This is a genomic window from Methanococcoides seepicolus, from assembly GCF_023684405.1.
Lineage (GTDB): Archaea > Halobacteriota > Methanosarcinia > Methanosarcinales > Methanosarcinaceae > Methanococcoides > Methanococcoides seepicolus.
Genome location: NZ_JAGSOI010000002.1, coordinates 20,122 through 35,583, shown reverse-complemented (window position 1 = coordinate 35,583; position 15,462 = coordinate 20,122). Strand labels below are relative to the sequence as shown.

14 protein-coding genes are annotated in these 15,462 nt (G+C 42.9%); 10 read left to right on the top strand and 4 right to left on the bottom strand.

Annotation, left to right across the window (positions count from 1 at the left end; all coding sequences use genetic code 11):
• Positions 1 to 31: 31 nt before the first annotated feature.
• On the bottom strand, positions 32 to 1,276 hold the full coding sequence (gene hmgA / locus KDK67_RS00760; RefSeq protein WP_250866935.1) for a hydroxymethylglutaryl-CoA reductase (NADPH): 1,245 nt from the start codon (positions 1,274 to 1,276) through the stop codon (positions 32 to 34).
• Positions 1,277 to 1,727: 451 nt separating this feature from the next.
• Between hmgA and KDK67_RS00755 the strand changes: the two genes are divergently transcribed.
• The 10 genes from KDK67_RS00755 (at position 1,728) to ahbC (ending at position 13,217) form a co-directional block, all read left to right on the top strand.
• Positions 1,728 to 2,297: a hypothetical protein gene (locus tag KDK67_RS00755; RefSeq protein ID WP_250866934.1), complete on the top strand. Its 570-nt coding sequence runs from the start codon at positions 1,728 to 1,730 to the stop codon at positions 2,295 to 2,297.
• A gap of 184 nt (positions 2,298 to 2,481) precedes the next feature.
• Entirely contained in the window at positions 2,482 to 3,786 is a 1,305-nt protein-coding gene (locus KDK67_RS00750; RefSeq protein WP_250866933.1) for a TrpB-like pyridoxal phosphate-dependent enzyme, read from the top strand.
• Positions 3,787 to 3,981: 195 nt separating this feature from the next.
• On the top strand, positions 3,982 to 5,268 hold the full coding sequence (locus KDK67_RS00745; protein WP_250866932.1) for a DUF2157 domain-containing protein: 1,287 nt from the start codon (positions 3,982 to 3,984) through the stop codon (positions 5,266 to 5,268).
• The gene (locus tag KDK67_RS00740) at positions 5,265 to 5,786 is read left to right on the top strand and encodes a GDYXXLXY domain-containing protein (RefSeq protein ID WP_250866931.1); all 522 of its coding nucleotides are present in this window, start codon (positions 5,265 to 5,267) and stop codon (positions 5,784 to 5,786) included. Before KDK67_RS00745 ends, KDK67_RS00740 begins: the two co-directional genes overlap by 4 nt.
• A gap of 244 nt (positions 5,787 to 6,030) precedes the next feature.
• Complete coding sequence (locus KDK67_RS00735) at positions 6,031 to 8,271, top strand: ATP-dependent DNA helicase (protein ID WP_250866930.1); 2,241 nt, start codon at positions 6,031 to 6,033, stop codon at positions 8,269 to 8,271.
• An 82-nt stretch (positions 8,272 to 8,353) separates the two neighbouring features.
• Positions 8,354 to 9,634, top strand: a complete 1,281-nt coding sequence (gene hisD / locus KDK67_RS00730; protein ID WP_250866929.1) for a histidinol dehydrogenase — start codon at positions 8,354 to 8,356, stop codon at positions 9,632 to 9,634.
• 156 nt (positions 9,635 to 9,790) lie between these two features.
• Positions 9,791 to 10,189 (top strand): DUF1699 family protein, encoded by a 399-nt coding sequence (locus KDK67_RS00725; RefSeq protein ID WP_250866928.1) that lies wholly within the window; start codon positions 9,791 to 9,793, stop codon positions 10,187 to 10,189.
• 206 nt (positions 10,190 to 10,395) lie between these two features.
• Positions 10,396 to 11,148, top strand: coding sequence for a uroporphyrinogen-III C-methyltransferase (gene cobA / locus KDK67_RS00720; protein WP_250866927.1), 753 nt, complete (start codon positions 10,396 to 10,398; stop codon positions 11,146 to 11,148).
• A gap of 29 nt (positions 11,149 to 11,177) precedes the next feature.
• Positions 11,178 to 11,978: a uroporphyrinogen-III synthase gene (locus tag KDK67_RS00715; protein WP_250866926.1), complete on the top strand. Its 801-nt coding sequence runs from the start codon at positions 11,178 to 11,180 to the stop codon at positions 11,976 to 11,978.
• Positions 11,979 to 12,017: 39 nt separating this feature from the next.
• Positions 12,018 to 13,217, top strand: coding sequence for a 12,18-didecarboxysiroheme deacetylase (gene ahbC, locus KDK67_RS00710; protein ID WP_250866925.1), 1,200 nt, complete (start codon positions 12,018 to 12,020; stop codon positions 13,215 to 13,217).
• 53 nt (positions 13,218 to 13,270) lie between these two features.
• On the opposite strand, the gene KDK67_RS00705 is transcribed toward ahbC, so the two are convergent.
• The 3 genes from KDK67_RS00705 to KDK67_RS00695 all read right to left on the bottom strand — a co-directional run bounded on the left by KDK67_RS00705 (position 13,271) and on the right by KDK67_RS00695 (position 15,418).
• A complete protein-coding gene (locus KDK67_RS00705) occupies positions 13,271 to 13,630 on the bottom strand; it encodes a carboxymuconolactone decarboxylase family protein (protein ID WP_250866924.1) in 360 nt (119 codons plus the stop codon).
• 6 nt (positions 13,631 to 13,636) lie between these two features.
• Positions 13,637 to 14,167, bottom strand: a complete 531-nt coding sequence (locus tag KDK67_RS00700) for a ferritin (RefSeq protein ID WP_250866923.1) — start codon at positions 14,165 to 14,167, stop codon at positions 13,637 to 13,639.
• Between the two features lie 378 nt (positions 14,168 to 14,545).
• On the bottom strand, positions 14,546 to 15,418 hold the full coding sequence (locus tag KDK67_RS00695) for a DNA adenine methylase (RefSeq protein WP_250866922.1): 873 nt from the start codon (positions 15,416 to 15,418) through the stop codon (positions 14,546 to 14,548).
• Positions 15,419 to 15,462 lie beyond the last annotated feature (44 nt).

Genomic DNA, 15,462 nt, shown 5'->3' with positions numbered 1-15,462 from the left:
GGATGTGCCCTCTGTAAAAAGTTAAGCTGAATTAACGCCCCAGCTCTGCGTGTGCTTTTGCCAGATGTCCGGCAGCTTGTGCTCCTATCAGTGATATTTCACCTGCAAGGACCGCAGCGGCGATTATCTCTGCCAGTTTCTTCGAATTATGCCCGGGCACCTCTCCTGCTCCTGCAACTCCCAGCAGGTTAAGGCAGTCTCTCTGGGTGGCTATGCCTGTTCCGCCTCCAACAGTTCCTACCTGTATTGACGGGAGGGTGACTGCACAGTAAAGGTCTCCGTTCTCATTTACTTCCATTGTTGTTATGGCACTACTTCCCTCTACAACATGGGCAGCATCCTGACCACATGCCAGATAGAGTGCTACGATAATGTTTGCTGCATGGGCATTGAATCCCAATGCACCTGCCCTTGCTGAACCCAGGAGATTTTTCCTGTAATTGACCTCTTCCATCATCTTCGGGGTGGTCTTCAGTTTCTTCTCCACGATCTCCTTTGGAATTGTAACGTCTGCAGCAACGGTTTTTCCCCTGCCAAGTATATTGTTGATGGCAGCCGGTTTTTTGTCGGTGCACATGTTGCCTGAAAGTGAGATCGGGTAAGCTCCGAATTCTTCTGAGATAAAGTTGAGCACAGCATCGGTGGCAATGGTTACCATGTTCATTCCCATTGCGTCCTTGGTGTCATAGGCAAACCTTAGGAATACAGTATTCCCTGTGATGAATGAATCTACACTGAGCAGTTCTCCGAAACGTGTGGTTTCGCCTGCTTTCTCTTTCATATTTGTGAAAGTTTCCGGTTCTTTGACCCAATCCACAAAGTCCTTTACCTTGTTCACATTCTCCAGTTTGAATACCGGGGCACGGGTCATGAGGTCCTGGAATATCCTTACATTTGAACCGCCTGAAGCTGTAATTACTGTACATCCACGGTTGACGCTTGCCACGAGTGCTCCTTCAGTGGTTGCAAGGGGAAGCGTGAAGTCTCCGTTGGCATATTCTCCATTCACTTTTATAGCACCTGCAACACCAAGCGGGATCTGTATGGTGCCTATCATGTTCTCGATGTTGCGTTTGGTGGCTGCTTCAGCATCGATCGTATAGTTTTGTATGTGTTCGAACTTAATTCCATTCATCTTCTCAATGGCACATTTTCGAACCCTCACAGCTGTATCAGTGTCTGTATATGCATCTATTTTCCGGAGTGGCATTTCTCCTGAGACGACCTTTTCAAGCAATTCATCTTCTTTCATTGTGGTTTCGGTTTTTGATGCCATTAGTGTTCCCTGCAATATTATTTTTTTAGAATGTATCAATAGTGTGATGAATTATCGAGTGGTATTGAACCTGGTCAAAAATTTTCGATGAACAAGTATTATCTGAATCCATTATGGTGCTTCCTGCTTATATGTGTTGGTGGCATTTATATATTAATATATTACAAATGATATCTTTATACGTCTTGGCATTTTTATTCCGATCTATTATAAATACGGATATGGGCTGTGGATTCATCCTCATGATGATGATTACTATCTAAATTCTTGTAGATAAACTTAAATACAAAAATGCCACTTATTTTATGGTTATCATATATATGATATTGATGAAATCTCGGGGACTCATATATTTTTGAATGATTATTGTGTGTCGGTCAGGAATGGTATTACCTGTTATTTTTGTATCATATTCAACAATTTGAAAACGTGTTTAAATGGGTGTTATTGTATGATGGATGCGAATGGTTCTATGGGGCATCATATTTTCAGTTTGAGCTCTGCGTCTTCTAAAGAAGAATTTAACATGTGGCGTAAGGAGTGGCTTGTTGAGAATGCGAAGACAAGGCAACTAGATGACCATAGGTATGCTGCTGATCATCAGGTCACCAATGGTTTCTGGTCCTGGTATCTTGAAAAACACAAAGATCTGACCTGTAGGTACAACAATCTCTATTCCGATATAACTGCAAGGGATTGCAGGGAACTGGAAAGAGATAAGCCGGAAAGTATGAACTTGTCAATTTCATCTGGATATGTCGACCTTGATCATATCAGACAAGAATTTATCAAGCACGACAGGAACACGATCGAATGTATAGCTACAAGTTTAAAGAAGATAGGTCTTGTTAAGGAAGCTGAAGCGCTTTTGTCCTCAAACCCAATTGAAAAGAAGACCATCTACGTTCTTGACAGGTTCTTTGATGCTTTACATAATAAGAATTTCAATGACCTGCAAATAATCGATTTCTACCTCGAACTGATTCCGGAAGAGCGTGTCTCACTTGGATGCAAACCCTAAGGCTTAAATGGTTGAAGCGCTCGGATGTTTTTAACTTCTGGAGTTGGAGGAAGCAGAGCATCCATGGGTAATTTTGTTTTATTTTGTAAGTTGTAGCTATTGATTCAACTCAGAACACAACATCTATATATCATAATTTAAACTACATCATAGTACTTATTTGTGCATTATATGAGGAATATCTATGGAACCTACTAAGATCCTACTTGATGAAAACGAGATGCCAAAAAAATGGTATAATATCCTTCCGGATATGCCCACTCCATTGGCTCCTCCACTTAATCCTGCAAATAATGAGCCACTGGCACCAGAGGACCTTGCTCCTCTTTTCCCTATGGAGCTCATCAAACAGGAAATGAGCAGTGAGAAATACATTGATATTCCGGAAGAGGTTCTTGAAATATACAAGCTCTGGAGACCTGCTCCTCTATTCCGCGCACACAGGCTTGAAAAATTGCTTGACACACCTGCAAAGATCTACTACAAGTATGAGGGCGTCAGTCCTGCAGGCAGTCACAAACCAAATACTTCTGTTGCACAGGCTTACTATAATATGAAGGAAGGCACAGAGAGGATAACCACCGAGACCGGAGCTGGTCAGTGGGGCAGTGCACTTTCACTTAGCTGTAATTATTTTGATATCGAATGTAAGGTCTACATGGTACGCTCAAGCTTCGAGCAGAAACCATACCGTAAATCCCTGATCAATCTCTGGGGTGCAAAGGTAGTACCTTCGCCAAGTCCTGATACTGAGTTCGGACGTCACATGCTTGAAAAATATCCGGACACTGCAGGCAGTCTTGGTATTGCTATTGGAGAAGCTGTAGAGGATGCTGTGAAGCACGACAATACCAAATATGCCCTTGGCAGTGTGCTCAACCATGTCATGCTACATCAGACAGTTATAGGTCTTGAAGCCCAGAAACAGCTAGATAAGGTCGAGGAATATCCTGATATAGTCATCGGTTGCTGTGGTGGCGGAAGTAACCTTGCAGGTATCAGCCTTCCATACATGAGGGATAAGATCGAGGGCACCCATGATCCACGTATCATTGCTGTGGAACCTTCTGCCTGTCCAACCCTTTGTGACGGCAAGTTCCAGTATGACTATGGTGACATGGCAAAACTGACCCCCCTCCTTAAGATGTATTCACTCGGATACGATTTCATGCCACCTGCCATCCATGCAGGGGGCTTAAGATACCACGGCTGCTCACCTATAATCAGCCAGTTGACCGCAGATAATCTTATGGAAGCTACCAGCTATCATCAGGTAGAGGTTTTCGAAGCAGGTGTTATGTTCGCCCGCAGCGAAGGTATTCCACCTGCACCAGAGTCCAACCACGCTATCAAATGCGCTATCGATGAGGCTCTCAAGTGCAAGCAGACCGGAGAAGAGAAGACCATTCTGTTCTGCCTTAGCGGACACGGTCACTTCGATATGTATTCTTACGACAAGTATTTCAGTGGTGAACTGAGCAACGAATGATCCGGGAAAGCGGCTTAACAGCTGTATTTTCTTACTTTCTATTTTATTTTACTCTCTTCTATTTTTTTGTTTACTTTGTTGTTCCCGTATCGATCTTTTTATGGCAAGATATCTTGATCTTGATCATTTTTCTTTATTTATCATAACATCGTAACAAAAACATTAAATACTCTTAAATTCTTTAATATCCTCATTATGGGGGATAATGAGCATAAGACCTGGCTTCGAGAAGAGGTCGAGGATTGGAGCAGGGATGGAATCGTTGACGATCATCAGGCAAAGCTTATCTTGTCGAGATATGGGCTGGCCAAGGCGCCTTCTGGAACTGAAAAGATCAGTCTGAATAAAAATCCATCCAAGCTCATTACAGTCGTTTCAATATTGGGTGCCTTTCTGATCGGTATTGGGGCGATACTGTTTGTTGCCTCGAACTGGCAAAAGATCCCTACTGTTGTAAAAATGATACTCTTGGTTGGTACCACATATGCCACTTACTTCGCTGGCTGGAATTTGAAATTTAATAGGAAAACACACCCTGAAATGGGTGATGCAATGCTTTTCCTTGGTTCATTGTTCGTGGGTGTAACAATATTCCTGATTGCCCAGATCTTTCATGTGAATGCGAATGAGCATTGGCTTATACTGGTATGGTTCCTGGCCATACTTCCTTTTGGTTATGCTTTCAGATCGTCAAGCATCCTGTCATTGAATATTTTCACATTTGCTCTTTGGACAATGTTCTATATCTCACAGACCCGGGACCTGCTACTGAGCAGCTTCGAGATATTCATGTTATACCTTTTATTTGGTATCAATCTCTATGGATTTGGGCAACTGCACATGAAATTTGAAAAATATGCAAATTTCAGGCTGATCCATCAGGGTTTTGGTCTATTCTTCATCCTGGCTTCATATTTTTACTTCAGTTTAGAAATACCATATAGGTTCATATTGACCCGATTCACCCCAATCAACTGGCAGGTCCAGATGCTTTTCCTGATATTCATGATAACGTCCCTTATCTTTTTAGCATCGAATGTTTCAATGTACCGTAAGATCAAAAGCACAAAATACGAAGTCATTGTACTTGCAATTGCATTTTTAGGCTGGATAGGCACATGGTCGTTAACTTTCTTCATAGATGCATTGACCACACCAATTGTGAAATCTGGTCATACTTACATGGAAATGGACCCAAAAACAGCTACAATATTATTCATAGCATTTAATCTGATCTTTTTCGTACTATCCATTGGCAGCATCCTTATCGGATATTATAAAGCCACAGTACCCTTTGTCAATATCGGGATGGGTTTTTTTGTGTTGGGTGTTTTGAATCTGTATTTTACAACGCTTTACGAGTTGTTGCCCAGATCTCTTGCCTTCATTGCCGGAGGGATCATTCTCGTAATTCTGGGGTGGTATCTGGAAGATAAGAGACGATCGATCATAAACGAGATCAAAGGGGACAATGTAATATGAATTCGAAGAGATTTCTTTTGCTTATGGCTTATTCACTGATCATCATCTCATTGATATTCCTGCCTAAAGCGGTCACACTAAGTTTAGGCAAAGATATTTTACTAAAGACCGAACCCGTAGACCCGAGGGATATATTCCGAGGAGATTACGTTACCCTGAACTATGAAATTTCAACGATCGATCTGGATATAATTCCGTATGATCATGATTTTGTGGCAGGGGAGCCAATATATGCTATCCTTTCTGAAAAAGAGAAATATTGGACTATCGATTCAGTAAGCCATACAAAACCCGATACCAATGGTGAAGAGGTCTGTATGAAAGGAACGATCAGATGGCCCAATGGCAACATTATGAATGTCAGGTGGGGAATCGAAAGTTACTTTGTACCGGAGGGGGAGGGCATACCTATACAGAAACAGATCGAAAACACATCCGTGGTCGTTTCAGTTGGTCCGGGATGTTCTCCTGTAATAAAACAACTTTTGATAGACGATGAACCTGTAACATTTGAATGAATATTGTCTTCGCTTAAGCTGATCTTAATATTGAGGTCAGTTTTGGATGCATACTGGTTAATGTATTTGTCATATTTTAGGGCAGTTCGAATACATTTATTTTTTGTAACAGGTGGATACAGAATAGTAGAACCTATGCTTTTATATCTTCGATTCAATTGAAGATATAGCAGCTATCACCAGTTTTTAAGAAATTACTTATACAATACTGAATCAAATGTTCTAACAGTGATGTGAATTTTCCATGATGATACGAGAGCTTGACATTCCAGAGGATATTATTGGATTTTATGAGGATTCCGGCATTAAGGAACTGTATCCTCCTCAGGCTGAAGCAATAGAGATGGGTCTACTTGAAAAGAAGAATCTCCTTGCCGCCATACCCACAGCTTCAGGTAAGACGCTCCTTGCGGAACTTGCAATGATAAAGGCTATTCGTGAAGGCGGTAAAGCTCTCTATATCGTTCCTCTTCGTGCATTGGCCTCTGAAAAGTTCGAGCGTTTCAGGGAACTTGCACCTTTTGGTATCAAGGTTGGTATCTCTACGGGGGATCTGGATTCAAGGGCTGACTGGCTGGGAGCTAACGATATCATCGTTGCCACATCTGAAAAGACCGATTCCCTTCTTCGCAATGGCACTTCATGGATGGATGAGATCACCACTGTTGTTGTTGATGAAATACACCTGCTGGATTCTAAGAACCGCGGACCTACTCTGGAGGTCACGATCACTAAACTGATGCGCTTGAATCCTAATGCACAGGTACTGGCACTTTCTGCCACCGTAGGGAATGCACGGGAGATGGCAGACTGGCTCGGTGCGGGTCTTGTGCTTAGCGAATGGAGACCTACTGACCTTCATGAAGGTGTGTTCTTCGGAGAAGCCATCAACTTCCCTGGAAGCCAGAAGAAAATAGACCGGCTCGACAAGGACGATGCTGTGAACCTTGTTCTGGATACTATCAGAGCAGAAGGGCAGTGTCTTGTTTTTGAAAGCAGCAGGCGAAATTGTGCGGGGTTTGCAAAGACCGCATCTTCAAAGGTTGCGAAAATTCTCGATAATGATGCAAAGATCAAGCTGGCAGGGATAGCTGATGAGGTGGAGTCCACAGGTGAGACCGACACTGCCATCGTACTTGGCAATTGCATTCGCAAGGGTGTTGCTTTTCATCATGCGGGCTTAAACTCGAGCCACAGGAAGCTTGTGGAAAATGGATTCAGGCAAAACCTCATCAAGCTTATTTCCAGCACACCTACATTGGCAGCGGGGTTGAACCTGCCTGCAAGACGTGTTATAATCAGGAGCTATCGCAGGTTCGATTCCAATTTTGGTATGCAGCCGATCCCGGTACTCGAATATAAACAGATGGCAGGACGAGCAGGTCGGCCTCATCTCGATCCGTATGGGGAGTCGGTTCTTATCGCGAAGACATATGACGAGTTTGCACAGCTTATGGAGAACTATGTTGAAGCTGATGCGGAAGATATATGGTCGAAGCTCGGGACAGAGAACGCACTGCGAACACATGTGCTGTCCACAATCGTGAACGGTTTTGCTTCCACGAGGCAGGAGTTGTTCGATTTTTTTGGAGCTACTTTCTTCGCTTACCAGCAGGATGCATGGATGCTGGAAGAGGTCATCAATGACTGTCTGGAATTCCTCATCGATAATGACATGGTGAGTGAAACCGAGGATATCGAAGATGCAAGTAAGCTGCTCTTAAGAGGTACTCGGCTTGGCGGTCTGATATCCATGCTCTATATAGACCCGCTTTCAGGTTCAAAGATAGTCGATGGTTTCAGGGATGCGGGTAAGGATGCTGTCAAAGTGACAGACATGACCCTTCTGCATCTTGTTTGCAGTACTCCGGACATGAGGCAGCTCTACCTTCGTAATACCGATTATACGATAGTGAACGACTATATCGTGGCTCATAATGATGAATTCCATGATATTCCTAATCAGTTCAAGGAGACCGATTATGAATGGTTCATGGGTGAGGTGAAGACCGCCATGCTTCTTGAAGAGTGGGTCTCCGAGGTATCTGCTGAGGACATCACCCGGCATTTCAATGTGGGGGAAGGGGATATTCATGCCCTTGCAGATACTTCGGAATGGCTGATGCATGCTGCTGCAAAACTGGCAGAGTTGCTGGGTGTGGAATATTCTTCACATGCGTACAGTCTTGAGAAAAGGATACGTTACGGTGCAGGGCTTGATCTCATGGAACTTGTGGGCATAAAGGGTGTGGGACGTGTGCGGGCACGTAAGTTGTACAATGCGGGCTTTGTTTCGGTTGCAAAACTTAAGGGTGCTGACATGTCGATATTATCAAAACTTGTCGGGCCTAAGGTCGCTTACAATATACTGTCCGGTATCGGTGTTCGGGTCAAGGACAAGCACTTTGAAAGCATACCTATAAGTTCAAATACTCTAGATACAATACTGGACAAAAACCAAAAGACATTCAATGATTTCCAGTGATGTTGAACTATCCATTTTTGGTTTCTGTTCGTAAATGCCAATTGTTATTGTTTTTTGTCACTGGTTAAAACGAGATGATCATATGCTGTATAAACACCTATCGGAAGTCACTGACGAAGAGATGGAGAAGCTTCTCTGCCGCACCGGAGATATGATGGACGTTGCTGATACTGTTTCATCAATTCTAAAGGATGTGCAGGAGAAAGGCGATGAAGGCCTGCGTGAATATACTAAGAAGTTCGACAGGGCTGACATTCATGATATTGAGGTCAGTTCCGAAGAGATCGAGCAGGCAATGGAAGAGGTCGATGCTGAACTTCTCAGCCATCTTAAGGTTGCAGCGGAGAACATCAAAAACTTCCATACAGCACAGCTTCCACAGAAGACATGGTACATAGAACCGTCTCCTGGGATCAAACTTGGTCAGATGGCCACTCCGATAGCATCGGTAGGTGCCTATGTTCCAGGTGGTCGTGCTTCTTATCCATCCACTGCACTCATGACCATAATCCCTGCAAAGGTCGCAGGAGTAAAGAATGTCGTTATGTGTACTCCCCCTGGTTCTGATGGAAAGGTAAATCCGCTTACTATCGTGGCAGGCAAAGTGGCTGGTGCAGATCATATCTATAAGGTCGGTGGAGTTCAGGCGATCGCTGCAATGGCCTACGGTACTGAGACGGTATTAAGCGTTGATAAGATCGTGGGACCTGGAAATGTGTTCGTGACAGTTGCCAAGATGATGGTCCGGGATAAAGCGGAGATCGATTTCCCGGCAGGTCCGAGTGAAGTGCTTATCATTGCAGATGATTCTGCAGATGCTGCTATGATAGCATCTGATATTCTCGCACAGGCAGAGCATGATCCAAAAGCGGTTTCCGTGCTCGTGACCACATCATCTGAACTTGCAGAACAGACTAACACCGAGGTCAAAAAGCAGGCTGCTATTGCTGTACGCAGGGAGATCGTTGACCAATCTCTTGAGAATGCAGCTATCCTCGTTGCGGATTCCATGGATGAATGTATAGGAATATCCAATGATTTTGCACCGGAACACCTTGAGATCATGGTTAGAGATGATGATGCAGTTCTCGATAGGATCGAGAATGCAGGTTCTATCTTTATCGGTAATTATGCTCCGGTTGCAGCAGGTGATTATGCATCGGGTACGAACCACGTCCTCCCCACAGCCGGTTATCCCAGGATATATTCCGGTCTGAATATTCACCATTTCCTGAAATATTCCACCATACAGAAGATAACGAAGGAAGGCTTAAGCTCCATCGGAGATACGATAATATCCCTTGCTGAAAAAGAAGGGTTGCAGGCGCATGCCGATTCCGTAAAAATTCGCCTCAATGATTGATCAGTTTCGAGGGCATCAAATTAGAAGGTTCATGGGACTAATTTGAGATGCCCAAACTTAAAAAAACGTTTCAATCGTTAATTATTTAATAGGTTACTTAGTATCAATTAATTTATTAAGTTTGGTAGGACTGTTTGAATATAATGAGGTGTTCCTATGAAAATTAGAATCGTAAGCAAAAGGAAAGAAATTGAAAAACTTGATACTAACGAAAAGATCATCCATCTTGCATTCAGACCCTCCAATGAAGATATCTTTAACCTTGTAAAGAGATGTAAAGATGTCGAGGTAATTCAGATACCGACTTCATATAGGCGTACTGTATCCAAATCAATTGAAATGTTCATGGATATGCAGAACATCAAGCTTATTGTAGGGGATGTCTGGGGTCACAGAAAGGATATCAATGAATACTATACTGTATCTCCGGCTATTGCTGAAAGGATCAATGCTCTGAGATCTGAAGGGATATCAGATGATATTATAGCTGAAAAACTTTCACGTGAAGGAAAGTTGAACAAGGAAATGCTATTTTATATTCTGAGCCAGGGCTGATCATATCACAGTTGTTGCCTATGATCAGGCAACATTTCTCATTTTATTCATTATATTCTTATTTCTATGTCTTATCTAACAGTGATTCATTTTCTTTGGCTGCTTCTTTATGGACATTTTTGAGATGGCAGAAATCACATATATCAATCTATTTATTATATCAGGTAATTACATCTCCAAAACACTAATTGAGGATATCTGGTAATATGGCTCAACAATACGGAAAAGTATATCTTGTAGGCTCCGGTCCCGGAGACCCTGAACTGATGACCTTGAAAGCACGCAGGCTTCTTGACACTGCTGATGTTATCGTCTTCGACCAGCTTCCCGGGGAAAAGATACTGGCTTCCATGCCCGAGGCTGCAGAGAAGATCGATGCAGGTAAACACGCAGGGGACCACAATCTGACCCAGAGTGAGATCAACGATGCTATCGTGGAAAAAGCAAAGGAAGGTAAGATGGTGGTCCGTCTCAAAGGCGGAGATCCTTACATGTTCGGACGTGGCGGCGAAGAGGCTGAAGAACTGGTGAAAGCAGGTATCGAGTTCGAGATAGTTCCGGGCATTACATCTGCTCTTGCAGCTACGGCTTATGCTGGAATTCCTGTTACACACAGGGATCATGCTTCAATGGTCACTTTCATAACAGGCCATGAGGACCCTACAAAAGAGGAAACTGCTCTTGACTGGAAGACACTTGCTGCTTTTGGAGGTACCATCGTTATCTTCATGGGTGTCAAGATGCTCGAACGTAACATGGGCGAGCTGATGAAGAACGGAAAGGACCCAAAAACCCCAGTTGCAATGGTGGAGAGGGGAACACGTCCGGATCAGCGTGTGACCATCGGTACTGTCGAGACCATCGCAAAGATATCAAAGGATGAAGGGGTAAAGGCTCCGGCACTTACTGTTATCGGCGATGTTGTCAAGCTTCATGAGATACTGGGTTCCCAGATCTGAAAATATTGCTATTTATTGATGGTGATAAGATGGACCAAAACGGAAAGAAGCCTGTAATAGCTATAATGAGACCCGAGGTCTATGTGGTAAAGTCACGTGAACTTGCAGAATCATTTGGTTTTGAAGTTGTGGCTATCCCAATGATAGAACTTGAGGATATGAAGGACGAATATTTCGATGCATTTGCAGAGAACGTGTTTTCCGGAAGATCCGATTATGTTATATTCACCAGTGCCAATGGCATCGACCATACCCTTTCCAAGATACCCGAGGACAAGCACAGCGAGTTCATCGATGCTCTTAACAAGACAAATGTGGTAGCTATCGGTCCGACAACTCGTAAACAGCTTGAAGATCTCGGAATAGCTGTAATGGGGATGCCGGGAGTCTACAGTTCAGAAGGGCTTGTGGAATATCTCTGTCCTGATGTTAATGGTAAACAGATAGATACTGCAAGGAGCGCTTACGGTTCCACATTTTTGATCTCGGGCCTGAGGGACTGTGGTGCGAACGTGCTTGAGACAAAGGTCTATACACTGACAATGCCAAACGGAGCATTGCAGAACGAGCTTATAACTAAAAGTCTCAATGGTGAGATCGATGTATTTGCATTTACCAGTTCCATGATGGTCAGAAGCTTCTTCGACCGTGCAGGGGCTCTTTGTGAAGGCGAGTCCATAAGGGAAGTACTTGAGAATTCCCTTGTGGCAGCTATCGGTCTTCCGACTGCCAATACATTGAAGGAATATGGTGTGGAAGTGAATGTCACTCCTGATGAGTACACCTTCAAAGAGATACTAAGGGTCGCAAAAGCGGCTCTTGAAAACTGATCACATAAAAAACGAAATTATACATGCAGGAGGATAACTATGATAGGAATCTCAAAACTCTATTGCGGAACTGTTGAGCCATCGGATGCCCTTCGTTACGGGCGTGATTCAAAAAGACTTCCGTCACACCTGCTTCAATTCTCAAAGGATAAGAAACCGGTAGTCGTCTGGAATGTGACCCGTCGTTGCAATCTTAAATGTGTACATTGCTATGCACATGCAAAGGACATGGAGTTCGAGGACGAACTGACCACCGAGCAGGGTAAGGAACTGATAGATGACCTGGCAGAGTTCGGTTCTCCTGTGATGCTTTTCTCCGGCGGTGAACCGCTGATGCGCAAGGACCTGCCGGAACTTGCTGAGTATGCGATCTCCAGGGGTATGCGTGCGGTAATCTCCACCAATGGTACACTTATCGATAAACCCATGGCAAAGAAGTTCAAGGAGATCGGTCTGTCCTATGTGGGCATTTCCATTGATGGTCTGCGAGAGACCAACGATAAGTTCCGGGCTGTCGAAGGAGCTTTCGATGCTGCAATGGAAGGGCTTCGCAATTGCAGGGAAGAAGGCATCAAGGTAGGACTTAGATTTACTATCAATAAACAGAACGTGGCTGATATTCCTGCTATCTTCGACATGATCGAGGAAGAGGATATTCCACGTATCTGCTTCTACCATCTGGTCTATGCCGGACGTGGGACCAAGCTTGTGGAAGAGGACCTCTCCCATGAGGAAAGCCGCAAGACCGTTGACCTTATCATGGACCGCACAAAGCAGCTTCATGAGAAAGGCATGCCTGTGGAAGTCCTGACAGTGGACAATCACTGTGACGGTCCGTACATCTACATGAGGCTTGTAGAGGAGAATCCAGAACGCGCAGAGGAGGTCTATGAACTTCTCAAGATGAACCGCGGTAATTCCACTGGCATTGGATTTGGTTGTGTTTCATGGGACGGCTCAGTTCATCCTGATCAGTTCTGGAGGCATTACACCTTTGGTAATGTGAAGGACAGGAAGTTCAGTGAGATATGGACTGACCTGAACGATGAGCTCATGGCAGGTCTCAAGGACAGGAAACTCCTTATCAAAGCGAACGCTGACAGATGTGCAAAATGCAAGTGGTTCGATGTGTGCAACGCTAATTTCCGTGTACGGGCTGAAGCCGTGTATGGCAATGTCTGGGCAGATGATCCTGCATGTTATCTGACAAAAGAAGAGATAGGTTATGATGAAGAGTGAGCTTTTCACTCTTCTATTCTTGTTTTTAAAAAAGAGAAGGCTTATATCAAGCCTTAGAATCCAATCTGTTCCATTTCCGGCAGTACGTCACTGCTGATGTCAGTAAAGTTCTGGATGCCACCAGCCCATGCTGCCATCATCATTGCGTCCAGGACCTCTGTCCTTGTTGCACCGTGATTTTTGAGCTTCACAAGGATCTTCTTTGCACTGTTAGTGTTGTTCTTTGAACATGCTATGGCGAAGACCATCAGGTGTTTGTTCTTCATTGAAAGCCCTTCTTCCCTGTCCTTCCAGATGGCCTTGTAGAAACCTGCAACTCCCTGCCCGAAGTCATCATCCATCTTTTTGGCCATTCTGATGGCTTTTGGCATGGTTCCCTTTACTTGCTTAACGCCTTCTATATTTTCTGTCATTTATTATCACCTGATCTGTGTCCAGTTCGCTACTCCGGCAGGTGGATTGAACACTCTTGCTGCAAGGTCCTTGTCGATCATGAAAAGCCCGTTTCCTTCCTCGCCTGCAAGTTTAAGTTTGTCAATGATCTCATTATCATTGCCTTCCTCTTCTATCTGTTCGGTAATATACCACTGGAGGAAGATGTTGGTTGCATGGTCCTTTTCTTCAATGGCAAGGTCTACCAGGTCATTGATGGAACGGGTGATGAACTTCTCGTGTTCAAGGGTAGCATTGAGCATGTCAAGGGTGGTGCCGAATTCCTGTGCCGGCTTGTCAATTGCCTGAAGTTCTACCTTTGCTCCCTGATCAACAATGTAGTTGTAAAATTTCATGGCATGCAACATCTCTTCCTGATACTGTACCATGAACCAGTTGGCAAATCCGCTAAGCCCGATGTTTGAACTGTAGGCTGACATTGCCATGTAAAGATGAGCGGAATACATCTCCTTGTTGATCTGACCATTCAATGCTTTAACCATTCTTTCACTGATCATGTGATTTACTCCTTTTTATAGAAATTGAATTACTATCCGATAAACAGGCTCCACAATCAATGTGGTAAATTCCCCAAAAAGCCTGTGGGTAGTTGTTTTTAGCTTTGTGGCTAACAGTAGAATATTAGTTATCATCTGTATAAATGGTTATCTGTTTTGCAACGACTTTAATTTGATACAATATTTATGTATCTTTGGCTTTGTGGAAATTATCATCTATAATCTCAACCGGGTATTCTTCAACTATTGTCCTTTGAACAATATCTGCGTGCAAGTTTTTTACGTTTGGAATGGCAGGATTGGGCTAGAGATACACTTTTTGATTAGTTGCTATATGGGAATAGCTTGCCTAAAAAAGCTCAGACAAATATAACAACATTAATCAACTGAATTGTTCAGTAAAATTGGTTCTCGCAAAAATACAGTTGATTCCTCAAATTTGACCTCATCTGAAAAAAATAAAAGTTCAGTTCCCATTTTATTAGAAGTATTTTGTGAAAGAGTATAACTTAAACATTTTTGATTTTCGTACAATCGGATTATGCAATCCTGATAGTCATAAGAAATCATCCATTTGTTATTCAGCTTTTTCACATATTCACTTAATGTAGCATGATCATTTTCTTGAAAGAAGTTCATATATAAATCTGCACCTTTATTATAGTAGGGCGGATCGAGATAGATAAAAGTATCTTGTGCATTTGCCTTAAATTTCTCTAAAAAATCAATGCCATCAAGATTAGAAATACTAATTTGTGAATGATAATCAGATATTTTTTTGATGCGCGATATTAGATCATTCTTGTTGAATCTAGCATCAATTTTATATTTTCCTTTCTGTGCTACCCCCCCAATAACTCCACCTTTAATAATTCCAGATATATTAGTGCGATTAAGGAAAAATGTTGATGTCGCTAAATCAAAATAGTCATCAGACCCATTCTTTTGAATTTCCTTACAATCATGCCATGTTTCCAGAGAAACATCACAATTTTCAATCCAAGAACAGAAACGATCAGTTTGCTCAATAATAGCTTTCCAAAAAGAATAGATTGAATAATCAAAATCATTGATATAAATATGATTGACATAGCCTTCAAATAACAATTTCAATGCTAAACCTGCTCCACCAGCATATGGTTCTGCGTAACTATCCCCTATCATCTCATTTTCGTAAAATAGATTTGAAACAAACTTGAAAATACGATTTTTTCCACCAGGATATCTCAAAGGAGAACAAAATCTACTCACAGTTCATCTACTCCACAAGTTTTTAAAAAAATAAAATCCACAAT

Bases quoted from the DNA above. Each gene is read 5' to 3' on its own strand.
- KDK67_RS00740 (WP_250866931.1), top strand. From the start codon at position 5,265: ATGAATTCGAAGAGATTTCTTTTGCTTATGGCTTATTCACTGATCATC.
- KDK67_RS00700 (WP_250866923.1), bottom strand. From the start codon at position 14,167: ATGATCAGTGAAAGAATGGTTAAAGCATTGAATGGTCAGATCAACAAG.
- KDK67_RS00755 (WP_250866934.1), top strand. From the start codon at position 1,728: ATGATGGATGCGAATGGTTCTATGGGGCATCATATTTTCAGTTTGAGC.
- KDK67_RS00750 (WP_250866933.1), top strand. From the start codon at position 2,482: ATGGAACCTACTAAGATCCTACTTGATGAAAACGAGATGCCAAAAAAA.
- cobA (WP_250866927.1), top strand. From the start codon at position 10,396: ATGGCTCAACAATACGGAAAAGTATATCTTGTAGGCTCCGGTCCCGGA.
- ahbC (WP_250866925.1), top strand. From the start codon at position 12,018: ATGATAGGAATCTCAAAACTCTATTGCGGAACTGTTGAGCCATCGGAT.
- KDK67_RS00715 (WP_250866926.1), top strand. From the start codon at position 11,178: ATGGACCAAAACGGAAAGAAGCCTGTAATAGCTATAATGAGACCCGAG.
- hisD (WP_250866929.1), top strand. From the start codon at position 8,354: ATGCTGTATAAACACCTATCGGAAGTCACTGACGAAGAGATGGAGAAG.
- hmgA (WP_250866935.1), bottom strand. From the start codon at position 1,276: ATGGCATCAAAAACCGAAACCACAATGAAAGAAGATGAATTGCTTGAA.
- KDK67_RS00745 (WP_250866932.1), top strand. From the start codon at position 3,982: ATGGGGGATAATGAGCATAAGACCTGGCTTCGAGAAGAGGTCGAGGAT.
- KDK67_RS00735 (WP_250866930.1), top strand. From the start codon at position 6,031: ATGATGATACGAGAGCTTGACATTCCAGAGGATATTATTGGATTTTAT.
- KDK67_RS00725 (WP_250866928.1), top strand. From the start codon at position 9,791: ATGAAAATTAGAATCGTAAGCAAAAGGAAAGAAATTGAAAAACTTGAT.
- KDK67_RS00705 (WP_250866924.1), bottom strand. From the start codon at position 13,630: ATGACAGAAAATATAGAAGGCGTTAAGCAAGTAAAGGGAACCATGCCA.